At 44.5% G+C, this 17,504-nt stretch carries 12 protein-coding genes; 7 read left to right on the forward strand and 5 right to left on the reverse strand.

The genetic code is table 11. The annotated features are described in order from the left end of the window. Positions 1 to 68 precede the first annotated feature (68 nt). The 5 genes from IGI66_RS02850 to IGI66_RS02870 all read right to left on the reverse strand — a co-directional run bounded on the left by IGI66_RS02850 (position 69) and on the right by IGI66_RS02870 (position 2,758). Positions 69 to 656, reverse strand: a complete 588-nt coding sequence (locus IGI66_RS02850; RefSeq protein ID WP_438847474.1) for a DUF2922 family protein — start codon at positions 654 to 656, stop codon at positions 69 to 71. Between the two features lie 56 nt (positions 657 to 712). Next, the gene (locus tag IGI66_RS02855; RefSeq protein WP_438847476.1) at positions 713 to 1,120 is read right to left on the reverse strand and encodes a hypothetical protein; all 408 of its coding nucleotides are present in this window, start codon (positions 1,118 to 1,120) and stop codon (positions 713 to 715) included. A 68-nt stretch (positions 1,121 to 1,188) separates the two neighbouring features. Then, on the reverse strand, positions 1,189 to 1,401 hold the full coding sequence (locus IGI66_RS02860; RefSeq protein WP_438847478.1) for a DUF2922 family protein: 213 nt from the start codon (positions 1,399 to 1,401) through the stop codon (positions 1,189 to 1,191). A gap of 14 nt (positions 1,402 to 1,415) precedes the next feature. Then, positions 1,416 to 1,619 (reverse strand): hypothetical protein, encoded by a 204-nt coding sequence (locus IGI66_RS02865; RefSeq protein WP_086306204.1) that lies wholly within the window; start codon positions 1,617 to 1,619, stop codon positions 1,416 to 1,418. 329 nt (positions 1,620 to 1,948) lie between these two features. Beyond that, on the reverse strand, positions 1,949 to 2,758 hold the full coding sequence (locus IGI66_RS02870) for a hypothetical protein (protein WP_438847480.1): 810 nt from the start codon (positions 2,756 to 2,758) through the stop codon (positions 1,949 to 1,951). A 654-nt stretch (positions 2,759 to 3,412) separates the two neighbouring features. On the opposite strand from IGI66_RS02870, the gene IGI66_RS02875 reads away from it, so the two are divergent. From IGI66_RS02875 to IGI66_RS02905, 7 genes are all read left to right on the forward strand, one after another. Beyond that, positions 3,413 to 4,522: a tyrosine-type recombinase/integrase gene (locus IGI66_RS02875; protein WP_438847482.1), complete on the forward strand. Its 1,110-nt coding sequence runs from the start codon at positions 3,413 to 3,415 to the stop codon at positions 4,520 to 4,522. A 508-nt stretch (positions 4,523 to 5,030) separates the two neighbouring features. After that, complete coding sequence (locus tag IGI66_RS02880; RefSeq protein ID WP_438847484.1) at positions 5,031 to 7,007, forward strand: SpaH/EbpB family LPXTG-anchored major pilin; 1,977 nt, start codon at positions 5,031 to 5,033, stop codon at positions 7,005 to 7,007. Positions 7,008 to 7,153: 146 nt separating this feature from the next. Next, complete coding sequence (locus tag IGI66_RS02885; protein ID WP_438847486.1) at positions 7,154 to 7,759, forward strand: hypothetical protein; 606 nt, start codon at positions 7,154 to 7,156, stop codon at positions 7,757 to 7,759. 110 nt (positions 7,760 to 7,869) lie between these two features. Then, positions 7,870 to 12,585 (forward strand): SpaA isopeptide-forming pilin-related protein, encoded by a 4,716-nt coding sequence (locus IGI66_RS02890; RefSeq protein WP_438847488.1) that lies wholly within the window; start codon positions 7,870 to 7,872, stop codon positions 12,583 to 12,585. After that, a complete protein-coding gene (locus IGI66_RS02895) occupies positions 12,586 to 13,362 on the forward strand; it encodes a pilin N-terminal domain-containing protein (RefSeq protein ID WP_438847490.1) in 777 nt (258 codons plus the stop codon). A 75-nt stretch (positions 13,363 to 13,437) separates the two neighbouring features. Then, a complete protein-coding gene (locus tag IGI66_RS02900; RefSeq protein WP_438847492.1) occupies positions 13,438 to 15,198 on the forward strand; it encodes a class C sortase in 1,761 nt (586 codons plus the stop codon). A 34-nt stretch (positions 15,199 to 15,232) separates the two neighbouring features. Beyond that, a complete protein-coding gene (locus tag IGI66_RS02905) occupies positions 15,233 to 17,440 on the forward strand; it encodes a glucosaminidase domain-containing protein (protein WP_438847494.1) in 2,208 nt (735 codons plus the stop codon). Positions 17,441 to 17,504 lie beyond the last annotated feature (64 nt).

Below are 17,504 nucleotides of genomic sequence, written 5' to 3' on the forward strand. Positions count from 1 at the left end.
AGAAGGGGTGACGACAGTTGGTTGTTTTCCTACGCAAATTATTTAGTTTTCAAAGAACGAACGAGGGATCACTGACCTTGATCCGGCATTTTTTCCTGTTTCCGATGGATCAGTCGTTTCCATAGTTTTTCCCGCGGCTTCCTCCTCGGCGCCTGCGCTTGGTTGGACGAGGAAACGGATTCGGAATGAAGGCTGACAGCTTCTTCACTACAGCTTGTGCTTTGGTTTTCGGTTGGTACTGGTTTTTTTATTAATGACGGTTGGTCGACTGCTGTAGTGGCTGCCAGCGAGACCTTCGGGAAATTGTTTGGGTTTGTCTTTAACGGAACTAAGGCTGTTTCAATGGCGCGTTCCACAAGGGGCAAGGAGAAGCAGCCTGTTTTTTCCTCCAATGCTGGTTTTTGGTTGAGGTCTTCGTTTAGGTTTTCGCCTTCGAAGATCTTCACGCGTTTTTTCGTGACAAGTTTTCCTGTAAGGACGGTATCGAATTGCTTCACACCGTCGATTTCAAAAATATCTAATGCCGTTAATAGTTCGCAGGCGGCTTTCATTTCTTGCGGAGATAAGTTCGTATCTACGTCTGTGTAGCGCCAGTTGAAGGGTTTGCCGTTGCCATCGGCAAAGGTCGTGACTAAGTCTGTTCGTTCGTTGGTCATGGGTGGTTGTCCTTTCTTTTCTAGTTTTGCGTAGGTAGGTTAATTAATAGTTAGTTTCACGTTTCGGTGGTTTCTATTTTTTCTGTTTCTTCATTGGGACGGACAGGAGACAAAAGGGAACGGACAAGGGACGAAGCTTTCTCCATAAAGTTGCGGACGGGAAACAGCTTCAATCGCAGCGCTCGAAATTCAGGTGCCATGAAATAGTCCGCAAAGTAATGAAAGAAGCGCTTCATGGTACGGGTGGCTTTCGTGTGTAAAAACAAATGACGGACGAGGTCCTTGAGGAACCCTTTGAATTCCTGTGCGCCTAATTGTTGGCGGACCTTTGTGGCTAAAATGTATTGGATCGCGGTGCTGCTGTTTTGTGTCAATTGGTAAAAACGGGTGATACGCATTTCTAACGTTGGTGCTTGTAAATGGAATAATTGGCTCTGGTTCAAAGTGATTTTTTGTTCTCTCATGGATCTCGTCCTCCTTTATTGTTGAGAGGAGGGCGGAAAAAATTCCGCGGCTCCTCAATGGTTATTAGTTAAAAAATCGGTGTTTCGATGGTTTCAACGTACTCGGCACTTTCTACCGTATCGAATAAAACGACGTTGTCCTTCTTAAATAGCTTCAATCCAGCGAAGCGCTCCAACAGTCCTTTGACTTCGCTTGGCTGCTTCGTCGTATCGGGATCGGCGTAGCTCCACGAATGGCTCTTGCCTTCACTGGTTTTAAAAATCGCGACTAATTTGGTCATATTTTCTCCTCCTTCTATTTCACGTATCGACTTTGGCTAGTCAAGATCACGCAGTCGAATTCACTGTTCTCTGGGGCAAAGGCAGTCATGATCTCGCCTAATTCTAAGATGGCTTCTTCGGTTGGGTCGTCGATCACGTTTTGAAAGTTCACTCGTTTCATCTTTTCTAATCCTTGGTCGATCTGTACTTGTACTTTTTTTCCTAATGGTTGAATCATGTTTGTTCCTCCGTTTTCTTTTTTTTGGTTCCGGCCGGTGACTAAAAGATAGCGGATTCGAAAAAATAAGGCAAACGGCAAATTTGCCTTTCCCCCCCCAAAATTTGCAGGTTTGAAACGGTGGAATGCGGGTTCCAGCGTTTAAACTGGTAAATTTGGGGGGTGTTTGGTAAATTTGCCAGTTGACAAGACGAAGGCTTTTTTTGTTTAATAAAGAGTTTCGCAAAAAAAGCGTCCTTCTTTGTAAAACGGACCGAAAAGCGCGTCAGAATAGGGCGAAAGACAGAAAATGAGCTAGATCGAGTGACTGATCCAGCTCATTGCTTCAACTATTCATGCGTATAAGACGCTGGATCGAATGCCTCTGGATCAAATGCCTCTGGATCAAATGCTTCATAGGCATCACACAGACTGATCCGATTGAAATGCTTCAGCAGCTCGCCGTGAGAGATCGGAAACGTCTGCAACAGCGCGCGCTTACTCAGCGTACGGGAAAACGAGTTGTTCGGAAAAGGAAGATAGTGGGTAGGGGATTTACTGCGCTCCGTGAAATAGAAGCACTCGCGACGAAGCGTCGCCAATGCCAGACACGCCCGTTCCAGTCGTCCCATCAGACTACGGCGCTGAATCGGAAAAAGAACCCGCTCGCCAGAAGTCAAGGTGGCGATAAGTTCGCCATAGACGGTCTCCGTGTACTGGATTTTCAACGGATTGATCCAGATGGCCCGCTCGATGCCTTCCAGCGGACAAAGTGTGAAGAAGGGACAAATCCACGGAGACATATATTTGCCAAAACAGCCAAACGACTGCAAACAGGTACTCATCTGATGGTAGTTAGAAAAAGAATATGCCTCTGCATACATCTGCAACGTCTCTAATGGACTGACTTCACTGCGATAATAGGTGTTCCCCGAAAGAATCAGCGAGCCCTTTCCTACAGGAAGCTGCATAATCAGGTCGATCTCCTGGATCTCCAATGGGGCAAAGGGCTTCGCCATCGAAAAAGCCAGTGACCACAGCGCAGACTTGCCTTCAGCATCAAAATAATCCCTCTTATCACCAATACAACCCTTTTTAACAAATGCCAAAGGGTTAGAAATAACCCAATCTTTCCCTTTACTTTCAATTACATTTTTCATAATGTTACCTCCTCATAAAATATATGTTTCAAGGCTCTATGCTTACCCCAGCCTTGTCCGCTTGGATGTGTAGAAAGATTTACTCGACTGATTCTGCGCCCTCCTATCATTTCTTCTTATCTTCAGTCCTCGTTAAATTCTTTTTACATAATAAATATAAGACAAAACGAATGTAATTATTTAAGTTTTTTCAACGAAGGATAAAATAAATAACGGTATTTTTAGAAAACGAATGAAATTTTTGTTTATTTAGATATAATAATGTGGGGAATTAAATAAAATCCCTTAAATGAATATAATAAAAAAGCACCTTCTTAAAATGATTAAGAAAATGCTTTTTTTAATCTAGTTGATAAATGTTCTTAAAAAGTGATGATTATTATTTAAATATTTCTTAGTCTTCTAGAAACTAGGAACTTTAATGTGGAATGCTTATTACTTGTTTTTTTAGTTATCTTTATTATCTAAATTATAAATTATATAAGAGTTTATTGCAATGTTCTTTTGTAAAATAACTTAAAATAAATTTTTTTCTAAGTCATATTACAGTTTATTAATTTTAAAAAAATGAAAGTTATAAAAAAAGGGGTTTTTGTTTGCAAATCCTCATTTGCCGTCAAAATTACCGTCAATTATATAGGAGGAATCACAACAATGCGCAGAGGCGAAAATATCTATTATCGAAAGGATGGACGTTGGGAAGGACGTTACATCAAAGGAAAAAAGACGGATGGCAAAGCAAAATACGGTTCCGTTTACGGAAAGACGTTCCAAGAAGTCCGAGCCAAGCTCTATCCATTAAAAGCCAAATATCAATCCCTTCGCTCAACACAAGGAGAATCGATCATGTCCTTTCAGGAATGGTCTGTCTATTGGTTGGCAGAAGTGAAGCCAGAGATCAAACAATCCACGTATGCGAACTATCGGTACAAACTGAATCATTATGTCTTGCCAGAGATCGGAGACTATAGCTTGAATGAATTATCAGAAGTCGATGCCCAGAGACTATTCCAGCGCTTAAAGCATCGAGAGCTGAGTTCTTCAACGATTCACGGCATCTTTCGGATCGTTAAGCAGACGATCCATTATGCGATCCAGAAAAAAAGGATGAAAAAAAATCCTTTCCTATATATACGCGTTCCGAAGATGCCAAAGAAAAAGCAGCAATCCTTGACCCGATCCGAACAAAAAAACTTAGAAACGATCGCCCTAGCAGAAAAGAAAGGTCGGGGACTTCCTGTCCTACTCGCACTACACGCCAGCTTGCGAATCGGAGAGATAGCCGCTCTTAGATGGCAGGACATCGACTTTGAAGCCAATCAGATCCATATTCATTCTACTTATCAACGGGTGCTATCGGATCAGAAAAAGAGCGAACGGACGACCTTGATCTATACAGGCTCGAAGACGGAATCTTCCATACGGACCATTCCGATCAGTCAGACATTGAGGACCGCATTACTTAAGCACAAGGTTCGAGCAAAAGGTGCTTTCGTGTGTTCCACGAAGGACCATCCTTCCGAACCAAGATTATTGACCTATCATTTTCATCGTATGCGAGAAAAAGCAGGGTTGATGAAGGTCCATTTTCACCAATTACGCCACACCTTTGCGACCCGTTGTATAGAAAGTAACGGCGATATCGTTAGTATCAGCGCCTTGATGGGACACAGCTCTTCACAAATGACGCTAGATACCTATGCAGATACGATGATGGAGCAACGTATCCAAGTCGTTCATCGAATGGAAAAAGTCTTATCCTAGAAGCGTTTTCAAAAAATTCTTGAACGCCTCTCGGAGAGGCTTTTTTTCATTTTTCAAGTAAGCGCTTACTATTATTTGTAAGCGAATTGTTTGTCCAACCCATTAATTTTATTGTTTATTAAAAAAATCATTTTACTATATTTTTGTTATTTAAAAAGAACGTTACCCCGTCAGTTACCGTCAAACCCTCTGTTAGATGCCTATAATAAAGGCTTAACATAAATAATCTTAGTTTCTAGAAGACTAAGTAAAAATGTGCTTAAAATGTGCTTTAAATTGGGAGGGTGAATGAAACAAGTCAACATTTTAATACTTTGAAAGGAGGTATGTTTATCGAGGGACAGGCATACTAGTTTTTTTATTAGTTTCCAATACACCATCTAGAACTGGAATCCTCCATTCAAAGTATTGGAAAAGTAGATAAATGAAAAAAAGCGGCAACCTCTTTTCATTTATTTATTTTAGCTAATTAAGGAGTAAAAAACAAAAAGGAGAAAAGGAGATTATTATGAAGAATAAGAGAAAATGGATAAGTAAAGCGGCTGTTAGTTTAGGGTTGTTAACAATGTTTGGTGGGGTAGCAGTATCTACCTTAGGTTCAGCGAGTCCGGTTTATGCTGCACAAACAATCAGTAAGAATCCAACATCAGATGATAAGACAGCACGTACGATTACGTTATGGAAATATGAAATTAAAAGTGCGGCTGAGCTAGGTGAACGTGGGGACGGTTTCGAATTAGCTGGAACTGCACCAGAATTAGCTGGAAAAACGCTAATGCCAGATGTTTGGTTTGAAATTGTACGTGTTAAAGCAAATGCAGGAAAAGATTTGACAGACCCTGTTAAGCAAAAAGAAGGCGCTGCCGAAGACTACACGATTGATCCTACTTTCCCACATGCTTCACAGGTTGGAAAAAATAAGGCGAAAACAGATGCTGGCGGTAAATTAACTTTTGACGTTAGTTCTTTGTTAAATATTTCTGGTACTACTGGGCATAAAGACGCTGACGGCATTTATTTAGTAAGAGAAATCCCGAATCCAAATACTGGAAAATATGATTACACCGTTACTGAAGAAGGACCTGGCACGTACCTTGACCCGGCTGATGGCAACAAGATCAAGAAGGAAATTTCTACTCCTATGAATCCATTCTTTGCACATTTGCCACAAACAAAACGTGTGAAAGATCCTTCTGATCCAGATAAATATATTTCAAGTGGTGAACTGATTTATGATCTACACGTTCATCCGAAAAATATTGTTACAGATAGTGAATTAGATAAGACAGTTGAGGGTGGTAAAGGACACTCAATCAAGGCAGGTCAACCTTTCCAATGGGAAGCAACAACGAAACTTCCAGATGGCTTATACTTCAAGGCTGATAAAGATATGATCATTACAAACGTAGTTGATCCAGACGATCATGATAAATTTCTTCCAGACTTGCATGTTTCGGCAGGAGATGAAGTATATGCGAATTACTACTACGTACACGATGAACTGGCGAAAGAATTGCACTTAGATGATGTAGAGGTTGAATTCTATAACCCGACGACAGAACTTTGGGAAAAAATGACGCTTAACAATGAATATGAAGTATTTAAGAACAAAAGTACTACAAAAGAAGCTACTGGTCCAATTACTGACGGAGTAGCTGATAAGACAGATATCCGCGTTGAATTAACACAAGCAGGTATGAAGAAAATTGAAACACTTACACCTGCTCGCTATTCACATATCCGAGTAATTTATAAGACGCATACAGAAGTTGATTTTAATGGAGTTATCACAAATAAATACGATACTGGCTATTTGATTCCTGGTCAGAAACCAAAAACAGATACACCTGATGACGATCCTGAGTACTATGATGGTGGATTTAACATTAAAAAGACTGATAAAGCAGGCACAGACTTATCTGGTGCTGAATTCCATATCGCATTAACTAAAGCAGATGCAGAAGCGAAAAAATTCTTGGCTTCTGACGGAGAAGTTTACCAGTTAAATGATGATGGCACTACGACCCCTCCATTACCGACAACACCAGTAGCTGTTCACTTACTTACTTCTACTTCAGATGTATCAGGAAATGCAAAATTCGACGGGTTGAAACTTGATTGGTTTACTGATAATCCTGCGGGAACAAAACCAAGTGATGGAAAACAAGATCCGAAAGATCCAACGGAAGCTACTTGGCCTAAGACTGAACCAGTTGGTGGTGGAGATTATATTCACAAAGATTACTGGGTAGTGGAAACAAAATCTCCTGCTGGATTCGAATTATTAGGAACACCACAAAAAGTAACGGTTGATTTGTATTCACACAGCAATGCAGGTCCTGAACTTACTGTAGTCAATGAAAAGAAAACTGACCTTCCATTCACAGGGGGCGCAGGTATGACTTTAATGATCGTCATCGCATTAGGCGCAATCACTATCGGTACGGCTACGATCGTATTAGAAAAGAAACGTCGTCAAGCATAAACGATGCGAAGCAATGATCTATTGAATACCGTTTACGAAGAGACTGCCCTTGCGGCAGTTCTTCGTATCACTTTAATGAATGGCGAACACGGTTCATTCATTGATAGATTGTCTCTTGAGGAGATGATGGAAAGGAAAGGAAGACGATGAGAAAACCGATTCAATATAAACGCATGGTCCCCCTCCTTCTTCCAGTAGTGGTGATAATAGGCGTCTTTTTCTTCTATTATCATGGGAAAGCATTAAAAGCATCAGCGCCTGACTCTTTGGTCAGTGTCACCGTAGACAAGAAAGCCGTTCCGAATGATTCCTTGACGACAGAGGAAGAAGAAGTGGAGCTGGCTCTGAAAGCAAAAGAAACGGCTCTCTTAGAATTGCCGTATGATGACACCGTTTCTGTCGTTCCTTTGGATGAAGAAGGTCAAGAAGTAGCCTATCCTCAGATAAATTTTTTGGATTTAAAAAAAGACAATGGATTAAAGTTTTTTGACGACCGTTTGAAGACAGAACAGTCAAGTGAGGACGAGAAAACAAAAGAAATGATGAAGGAAACAGAGAAACGTCTTCCTTATTATCAAGTACATAAGCCTGAAGGTAAGGGAAGTTTCTATTTTGAGTTAGAGAAAGATCAAGTTCAGCGTGTCCGCATTAAGCGCTTAACGAATGAAGAAAGAACAGTGATTATCCAGTTGATAAAGGACACGACGAAGAGACAAGGAATCGTTGTGTTCCAATCTACTGAAAAGTATTAGAAGCAAAGCAGGTAACGCGCGCAATATCTGAAAAATTTAATGAATGACGAACACGGTTCATTCATTGATAGATTGTCTCTTAAGGAGATGATGGAAAGGAAAGGAAGACGATGAGAAAACCGATTCAATATAAACGCATGGTCCCCCTCCTTCTTCCAGTAGTGGTGATAATAGGCGTCTTTTTCTTCTATTATCATGGGAAAGCATTAAAAGCATCAGCGCCTGACTCTTTGGTCAGTGTCACCGTAGACAAGAAAGCCGTTCCGAATGATTCCTTGACGACAGAGGAAGAAGAAGTGGAGCTGGCTCTGAAAGCAAAAGAAACGGCTCTTTTAGAATTGCCGTATGATGACACCGTTTCTGTCGTTCCTTTGGATGAAGAAGGACAAGAAGTAGCCTATCCTCAGATCGATTCTTCCGATTTTAAAAAGGACAAGGCATTAAAGTTTTTTGACGACCGCTTGAAGGCAGAACAGTCAAGTGAGGACGAGAAAACAAAAGAAGAAGAAGCAAATGAAATAATGAAGGAAACAGAGGAACGTCTTCCTTATTATCAAGTACATAAGCCTGAAGGTAAGGGGAGTTTCTATTTTGAATTAGAGAAGGATCAAGTTCAGCGTGTCCGCATTAAGCGCTTAACGAAGAAAGAAAAAACAGTGAACATCCAGTTGTTAAAGGATACGACAAAAAAACAAGAGATTGTTGTATTTAAGGCGACGGAAAATTTAGAAGCAGTGAATCCGATTCCAGAAATTCCGATAGAACCGGAACAAGCCGCTGAAGAGAAGACTGAGGAAGCAGAAGCGCCCCCAGCAAATGAAGAAACCCCAAGTGAAGCACCTTCAGCAGAACAAGCAGCACCTGAAAAAAAGGGAATTAATCCGCAAGGAATCAGTGTGACTGATCCGTTTAAAGTAAACGTAATTTTAGGGAAAACGACTGGAGTAGATGTTGATGATGCACCAGGGAGCCCTACTGGCCCAGGCTACGATAAGAGTGTAGATGATGATATCGTTCGAACCTTTGACCAAGTGAGTTATCGGATAACTGCTGGGATTTCTAATATGGATGCTAAATACACTGGAGCACGTGTTCGTTTAGATATGGAGTTGCCAGATGCTTGGCGCAAAGATTCCTCTGGACAAGTACGAGAAACAGCTGAATTTGTTAACGGTACATTAACAGATACGGGAGGAGGAACAAAAAAGTCTACTCGAAGTAGCTGGGCGACAATGACAAATTCAGCCACTGGACAAGCTTATTTTACAGAGACAATAGAAACCTTTGGTGGGGTAAATAATGATGAATTAAAACCCAAATTTACCTTAACTATTGAAAGTGCGTCTTTAAACACTGGCGGGACAGAGATTATCAATCAAGTCATTGATGGGAGTGTTGTTTCTGATTTAAATGATAATGTTTTCATTAGTGCAAAGCCACTAGTAGATATAAGAATAGGTAGGCAGGACAACGGAGCAGGCGGGGCTACCGACCGTATGACCACTTTTTCAAAAGCAACCAATACTAGCGATAAACCGCACGTAATGATTTTGAATACTGCGCCCTATGCATTATTAAAACCTTTGCCAGGGCGGTCTGACCCAACTTCAATTAAAGGATCAACTTATCCAGTAGGTGGTATCGAATATTCTATTAATCAAAAAATGGTCTATAAAAATGGAGTAACGGGCCAAACTAAAGATTTAGTTATTGGAGTAGACAATAACCCAATACAAGTCATTGCGTATGATGGATTAACTGATTCTGATATGCCTAATAAAAAATTTACTAGTGAATATAGTTCGTATAGTAGTGTTTACAAAGAACTTATACGAATGTCGATAAAAGCACCTCGAGGATATACACCATCTTGGTCAGACCTTCACAAACATTTGAACGGAATTTATAACACTGGTAACCCAGTCGCAAAAAATATTACAACAGACCATTCAATAAATATAAAGAACACTGATTATTCTCCTATACAGATGTGGAAAGATAAATGGTTAATGAACAATAGCCAATTAGGAAGCAACGAGAAGCCATTTTCAGTTATAGCGATGCAGACGGCATTCCCCTATGAGTATCTGGAAGAAAAACAATCAGCTTCAAATGCGACTATTGATTATATTTTGACCATATCAAAAGTTAAATATGAAGGAAAGGAACAGGCGATTGATGTAAAAGATGTTATTAGTTTTAGTAGAGAATTCCCTGGAAATATGAAAACAATGTCTGCATTTACAGACAGTAATTCAAAAGGATTGAATTCAAGACCTACAAATGAAAATTATTATCAGAGCGCTGGGGATGGAAGTACGACAAAGGGAAATAAAATCATTGGTGCATCTTCTGCTAACTTAATGGACGCCTCCGTAGATAAAATAGTTTCTTATACTCGGTGGAATTCAAATTCCTTTAAATATGACACTACTAGGTCATTAAGGTGGATGGTTGATTATAGAACGGGAACATTTTTAAAAGCTTATTATGGTGTAAGTAGTAGTAAAACTCCTGATGTATCAAAGTTAGATCAATCTTATTTCGAATCTAACTATACGTGGTATGAGACACCGCAAGAAGCCTTAAAACATGGCGAAATAGTATCAGTTAAGAGTATATCAAAAATTACTACAGTAGATGGAAGTATAGCAACAAGGACCTATGTTCCGCTTAATACTATTGGAAATGTGGGTGTAAAAGACAGTAGTGGTAATGACAATATATTATTAACCAATGCATTTGGGGTAGATGAAAAAGGTACAGTAAAAAGAAAATATCCAGTAGCACCGATGAGCTATAAGGCTTCAACATATAATGAAGCCGGAGTTATACAAAGTACCCATAATCCCGCGATAAACTGGGGAGACACGCTTTACATTGCGAGAATGACAATTAGACCAACAATAACAACGAACAAAAAAACCTACGCACCGGATGAAACAGTCAAATGGACGGTGGATGGGAAAGTAGAAAGTGGTTCTGAGAATAACCATAAAGTTCAGTTCGAAGTGACTATTCCTAAAGAAACGCAATATACAGATGGAACTGCTAAAGATCATAAAGGAAATTCTTTACCTGATCCGTCATCGAAAGTAAAAAATGGGGATGGGACATGGACATTGAAGTGGGATTTGGATTATTTGGCTAAAGGAAGTAATTATAATCCTAAAATAACTTTTGATACTTCAATTATTTCTTCTGAACTGAATTTTGATAATAACGTTGCGAATCTAAAAGGGAAAGTTGTCTCGGAAGTATGTTTAGAAAGTGATGAAAGTGTGCGGGACACTTCTAATGAACAAAAATTCAGAACGAGTGAAACAGATTTTACTGTCACTAACTCTGGTGTCATCGTAATAGATAAAGTGGTTGACAAACCATACATCGAGAGCGGAAATAAGATCGATCCATCGAAGCCATCGATTACTCATCCGACAGACTTTACGTACACGATCTCATTTAAGAATCACTCAGCTATTCCTATGCAGAGGGTTCGTATTTTAGATGTTTTACCTTATAACAATGACGGACGAGGTACAAAATTTCATGGAAGTTATTCGGTGATGCAGGTGAAGCAATTGCCAGGAGGTGTCCAAGGAACCATTTATTATACGGAGAGTGGTGATTACGATCCAACTTTTAATCCTAATCAGGTTTCCTTAAGTGGTAGTGGTTGGAAAACGCTTGGTTCAGATATGTCGGTGTTGAAAAATGCCAAAGCTATTATGGCAGTCTATGATGCTCTAGATCCGGGAAAAGATATGTCACTTTCTTTGACGTTACGACCTACAGGGCAACAAGCAGGCGACCGATATGTAAATACTCCTGCTTTAAACTCACATTTGAGTCAACATGTTCAAGGTGTTCCTAGCACCGTTCGTGTCTATGGTCGTGACCTGACAGGGGTTGCCTGGTATGACGACAACTTAGATGGTGTGATGAATACGAAGACTGCTGGTGGCGATGAAGACAAGGCGAAGGACATTCCAGTGAAGCTGTATCGGACGAGCCTAGAGGTTCCTTCCTATAAGAAGGAACTGGTGAAGGAGAGTCTGACGGGTGAGGAATTCGTGACTGCCGCGGGTGAATCTAAGGTGAAAACAGGCTCGGATGGCACGTATAAGTTTGAGAACTTGCCGGAAGGGGACTACATCGCGGAGTTCGTGATTGGAGAGAAGGTCGTTCAGCGAGAAGTTCGAGTGACCAAGAAGCTTCAGGGAACGGACCTGGCGAAGAACTCTAAGGCGGATCAGACGACCTATAAGACCCCCGACTATACACAGCCTGTATTAGCGGATGTTGCTGCGGAAAATGCGGCAGACGCGAAGCACCATGTACCACATGTCAATCTTGGTTTGATCCGACCGTCGACGATTCGTTTGTTCAAGTTTGAGACAGGGACGGCGACGGATGGTGATGGGGATGGAGAGTTGAGTGAGGCGGAAAAGGCGACAGGGAAACCACTGAAGGGTGCGGAGTTTGAGGTCTATGAAGGCGATGCGTCGTCGCCGTTTGCGACGAAAACGACGGATGAATTCGGCTATCTGAACTTCCTCAAGCTCTTCCCTGGCGAGCATACATTGATCGAGACCAAGGCACCTGCGGGATTTGAATTATTGAAGGACCCGATCAAGGTCACGATCACAGAAGGGAACCAAACGATCAAGGTCTTCCAGGATGACAATCCTGCGACGGAACTACCATTTACAGGAGGGAAGGGTCCGCTGTTTGCTATCTTGCTTGCCGCGAGCGGTGCGATGGTCCTTGGGTTTGGCTACATGCTTTGGTATTACCGGATGCCGAAGAAGAAAGGAGGAAGATAAATGAATAAGTTCATACGACTAGGCACTATCTTCCTTCTCGTCTTCGGCGGGCTGGGCATGACGCAGCAGGCGCAGGCAGAGGAGGCTTCGGCTGAGACGGAAGCGGCTGCGACAGAAAAGGCGGAGGGGTATTCCATCTCGATCATGAAGTATCGACTGGAGGACCCGAAGCTGGTAGAGGATCAATTGCCGCTGGATGGGACCAAGGCAGGAGAGATCAAGGATGGCAATGGGAAGGCTCTCGACCCCCTCGAGGGCATCTCCTATGAGATCACCCGGGTCTCGCCTGTGCAAGGGACCACAGATTTCGAACCGATCATCGGGGAGTCGGCATTTACGACGACGGTGACGACGGATAAGACGGGCTTGGCTCGTGCGACGAACTTGGTGCAAGGAACGTACCGCGTGGTAGAAAAGGATCATGAATTATTAAAGGAAACGATGGAACCCGTGATCCTGGAATTGCCGTTGCCGCAACGTACGGGCGAGGCGCTGAATGAAGTCTATCTTTATCCGAAGTCTGGTGTCCTCACACCGGAGGACCCGACGAACCCGCCGCCGAAGGACGACCCGAAGAATTCGAATGATCCGAAAGGGAAGCTGCCGGATACGAAGGGCGGAAAGACGAACGCGGCATCAGAAGCAGCCAAGGAACGTCTGCCGCAAACCAGCGGGAATATCGGTTCGTACCATTCCCTGCTGCTCGTTTTAAGCTTCATTCTCATCATGACGTTGATTGGCTTTCGGGTCATGAAAACGAAGAAGTTTGATTTCTGATGAAAAGAGAGTAACTCGGGCATTGTGAGTTACTCTTTCTTTTCTAAATTTTTGACTAAAAAAGGATGGCTGATCGTGAGTAAACAACCGACTAGTAAACGCACTAAGTTCGTCATGAGCTTTGCCATTTTTATGATCGTCGCAGGGGTCATCGTCCTGATGTATCCGATCGTCGGGAATTACTTGGCGAATCGGGAGCGTAGTCAGGCGAGTACCGCCTATGATGACACGATGGAGAAGATGTCAGCCAAGGAAAAAGACAAGCAATACGACTTAGCGAAGAGATACAACCAATACATTTTCGAGAAGCAACAAGGAAAAGGAAAACCGGTCGAGCCGATCGTCTACCAATCGGTGGTAAAGAACGACTCGAAGGTGATGGGGACCATCGACATTCCCGCCATTGATATCAAGAAGATGCCCTTTTATCATGGGACATCCTTCAAGACTTTGGACAAGGGGCTGGGACATCTGGAGGAATCCTCGATCCCGATCGGTGGAAAGGATACCCGCGCCATCATCACTGGACACAGCGGGGTGAAGAATCAGGTGCTGTTCTCAGATGTGAAGAATCTGGAGGAGGGCGACCTGTTTTACATCAATATTCTAGGCAAGCGTCTGGCGTATAAGATCGAATCCTTTGAGGAAATCTTACCCAGCGAGGCGGAGAAGGTGAAGATCACACCGGGCAAGGACAAGGTGACGCTCTTGACGTGTACACCGCCGGGGATCAACACGTATCGGCTGCTGGTCAATGGGCATCGTATTCCTTACAAGGATGCGAAGAAAGCCAAAATTAAAAAACGAAATCTATGGAGCTATCAGAACGTGGTGTTAGCGACCATTCTTATAAACCTGTTGCTCTTTATCGTCTTGATGCTGATCTATCGGTTCTGGGTGAAGCGTTTCCGTTCGGATGATCCTCTTGTGGCTCACCGTGCACGGATTCGTCTGCGCCGTCTGTTCCGAATCACGCGGATCTACTTCGTCTTGATCTTCATGGCGATGCTGGCGGTACTAGCACTGGCGGCCTATGGCTATGTCCAGATGCAGCAGGATACCACCCTGGGCGCGGTGGATGTGGGGCAGAGCGAACAGCTCAGCACCTTCAATCTGGATAAGAGCAACCGCGCGAACTATGAAGAGAAGCAGATCGCCAGTGTCAATGTCGCGAGCTACGCGGAGGCACGGGGCAACAGCTTCGATACGACGAATAACTGGGGAATCGGGAAAATCACTATCCCAAAGGTCGACATTGATCTGCCTATTCTTGCCGGGATCGCGAACCAAAACCTCCTGACCGGAGCCGCGACCTATCGGGCAGATCAACAATTAGGAAAAGGAAACTATGTCCTCTTGGCCCACAATATTTTCGAGACCGACGTCCTGCTTCACCGCATCAAGCAGTTGAAGATCGGGGACAAGGTCTATACCACGGATTTCAAGGACATCTACACCTATGACGTCTCCTTGAATAAAGTCATCGAGGAGACCGAGGTTGAGTATGTGGATGCCAAGACCAAGGATGGAAAGCAGACCCTGACGCTGCTTCGATGCGAAGGGGATATCGGAACGATCTATCGGCGGGTCGTCCAAGGCAAGCTGTCGGCGGTCGAGCCGATCAATGGGGCGAGTAAGACGATCCTGAAGGAGCTGGGGGTCACCGCGAAGCAGCCGAAGCCGACAGGGAAGATCCTTGCCAAACGGCGGATCACGCCCTTCCAGCAGTTCACGATGCTGATCGCGGCGAAGTTCGTCTCCGAACCGCTCCAGACGATGGTGCCGATGTTTTTGTTCTTTTTATTGCCGATATTGTTCTTTAGCTTGATTCGCTGATACGAAACAGAGAATAGGAAAGGAAACGTCATTCATGAAAAAGATTGTTGTGGGTATATGCGGCGTGCTCGTCTTCCTGGGCGGCTTGGCAGGACTGCGCAGCGGTGCGCTGAAGGCAGACGAGCTGGCAAAAGACACTTCTTTAATAGTAGAAACAGGGACGGTGGATGGTGGCATCGCGGTGCCGGAGAGCAGTGTGCCGCCTGTGACAGAGAGCGTGGCGCCAGCACCAGCGGTCGACGCACCACCTGTTATCCAGCAGCCGGAAGCACCAGTGACGGGGTCTTCGGGCCAGCCGCCTGTCGTTTCTTCGCAAGAGGCAGCGGAGGTGCCGTCTTCAGAGTCATCGACGGTCGCCCAACCATCCGACAGCAGTGCAGGTGAGGACACGTCGACGACACCAAGTTCCACGACCGCCTCTAGTTCAGCAGTCTCTAGCGACAGCAGTACTTCGAGTGTCCCGCCGATCTCTAGCAGCGGAGGGACTCAAGGCAGCACAACGGTACCCAGCAGTACGACAAGTTCTGCTGCATCGAGTTCGACACCACCAAGTTCAACAACACCAAGCACGACGAAGCCGAGTGCTGCTGCACCGAGTTCAGACGTGCCAAGTCCCACCGTGCCGAGTGAATCGGACAGCGGTTCTTCGACAGCACCTGTTACTCCGCCGAACAATGAGGCGCCTTCAACGCCAGCGGCACATGCCCCTGTCGCACCGAGTAGAGCCAGCGTCCAGTCGACACCCTTTGCGGCACCGACTGCCCCTGAAGCCTTTGATGCGACGAGTACCTTAAAGCTGCCGGAGGATCTGAAGGCAGCGGAGGTGGCACAGTCTGACTTGAAGGGCTATGAGCTGCCGCTGTTAAGCAGCTTCGAGGACAAGAACCAGGCGGCGATGATCTATGAGGGCATCCGAAAAGTAGGCGTGAAGCAAGAGGATCACTACGAGGTGAAGGACTTAGCCGACGCCTTGTATCAGGACTTATTCGATCAATCGATCACCAAAAAAACAGAGAAGCTCCCCGAAGAAATTCCAGTCGGAAGTCTCCTCTATCAGAAGAAAAAGAACAAAGAAACCTTGAAGGGCATCGCCCTCGGTGACGACTATTATCTGACGGTCGACGATGTCGAGCTGGAGGACAACGACGCAGAGGACAAGGATGCAAAAGAAAAAGAACGCCAAGTCATCGTGGAATCACTGGATGTCGAGGAGGATGTGCTTGTTCAGGCATTGCCGAAAGCGACTCTGACGGCGCACGGGAAAGAAGTCTTAGCGGACTATCCCGCCTCTATGAATTTCACGGAGAACGAGAGTGCCAAGGCCTTCATCGAGAGAGTCGGAGAAGACGCGCAAAAGCTGGGACAGGACTACGATGTCTTTGCCTCAGTGATGATCGCGCAAGCCTTGATCGAGAGCGGGTCAGGCACCAGCACGCTGTCTCTGTCACCGAATCATAATTTGTTCGGGATCAAAGGGACCTACAGCGGACAATCTGTCTCGATGGCGACACAGGAGGATCGGGGGAATGGCGAGCTGTATTCGATTCGCTCGGCCTTCCGCAAGTACCCGAACTATGCGGCGTCACTCGGGGATTATGTCCAATTGTTACGGGGCGGCATCTCCGGCAATGACAATTATTACCAGCAGGCGTGGCGCTCCACCGCCAAGAATTATCTGCGGACGACGCAGGCGCTGACAGGCACCTATGCGACGGACACGACCTATGGGAAAAAATTAAATTCCATCATCGCCTTGTACCATTTGACGAAATACGATGGACCGAAGATCGACGGGGATTCAGGTCTTTTCATCAAAGAGAAAAAGGACATCCCGTCGGAATACCGCAGCAAGCTGAAATACCCAGCCTTCAACGGGGTGAATTATAATGCTTCGGGGTCATATCCGACTGGGCAATGCACGTGGTACGCCTTCAATCGAGTGAAGCAATTAGGAAAATCGGTCGATGACTACATGGGCAATGGCGGACAATGGGCAGCCAAAGGCAAGGCATTGGGCTACCAGGTCAGTCAGAAGCCAAAAGTCGGCTGGCTGATCTCCTTCAAGCCAGGTGTGGCAGGTTCCGATCCGCGCTACGGACACGTCGCCTTCGTGGAGGCCGTCCGACCAGAGGGCATCTTGATCTCAGAGGGCAATGTCTACGGCGGCACGACGATCTCCTATCGGGTGATCGACACCGCTCTGGCGACCTCAGATCAAGTGACTTATGTCAAAGCAAAATAAGAACAAAGAAACGATTCGTCAGAGAGACTCTGACACCACTACTTTATAAACAAGGAGCACTGTA

Origin of the sequence: Enterococcus sp. AZ048, from assembly GCF_051715125.1 — a bacterium.
Lineage (GTDB): Bacteria > Bacillota > Bacilli > Lactobacillales > Enterococcaceae > Enterococcus_A > Enterococcus_A gilvus.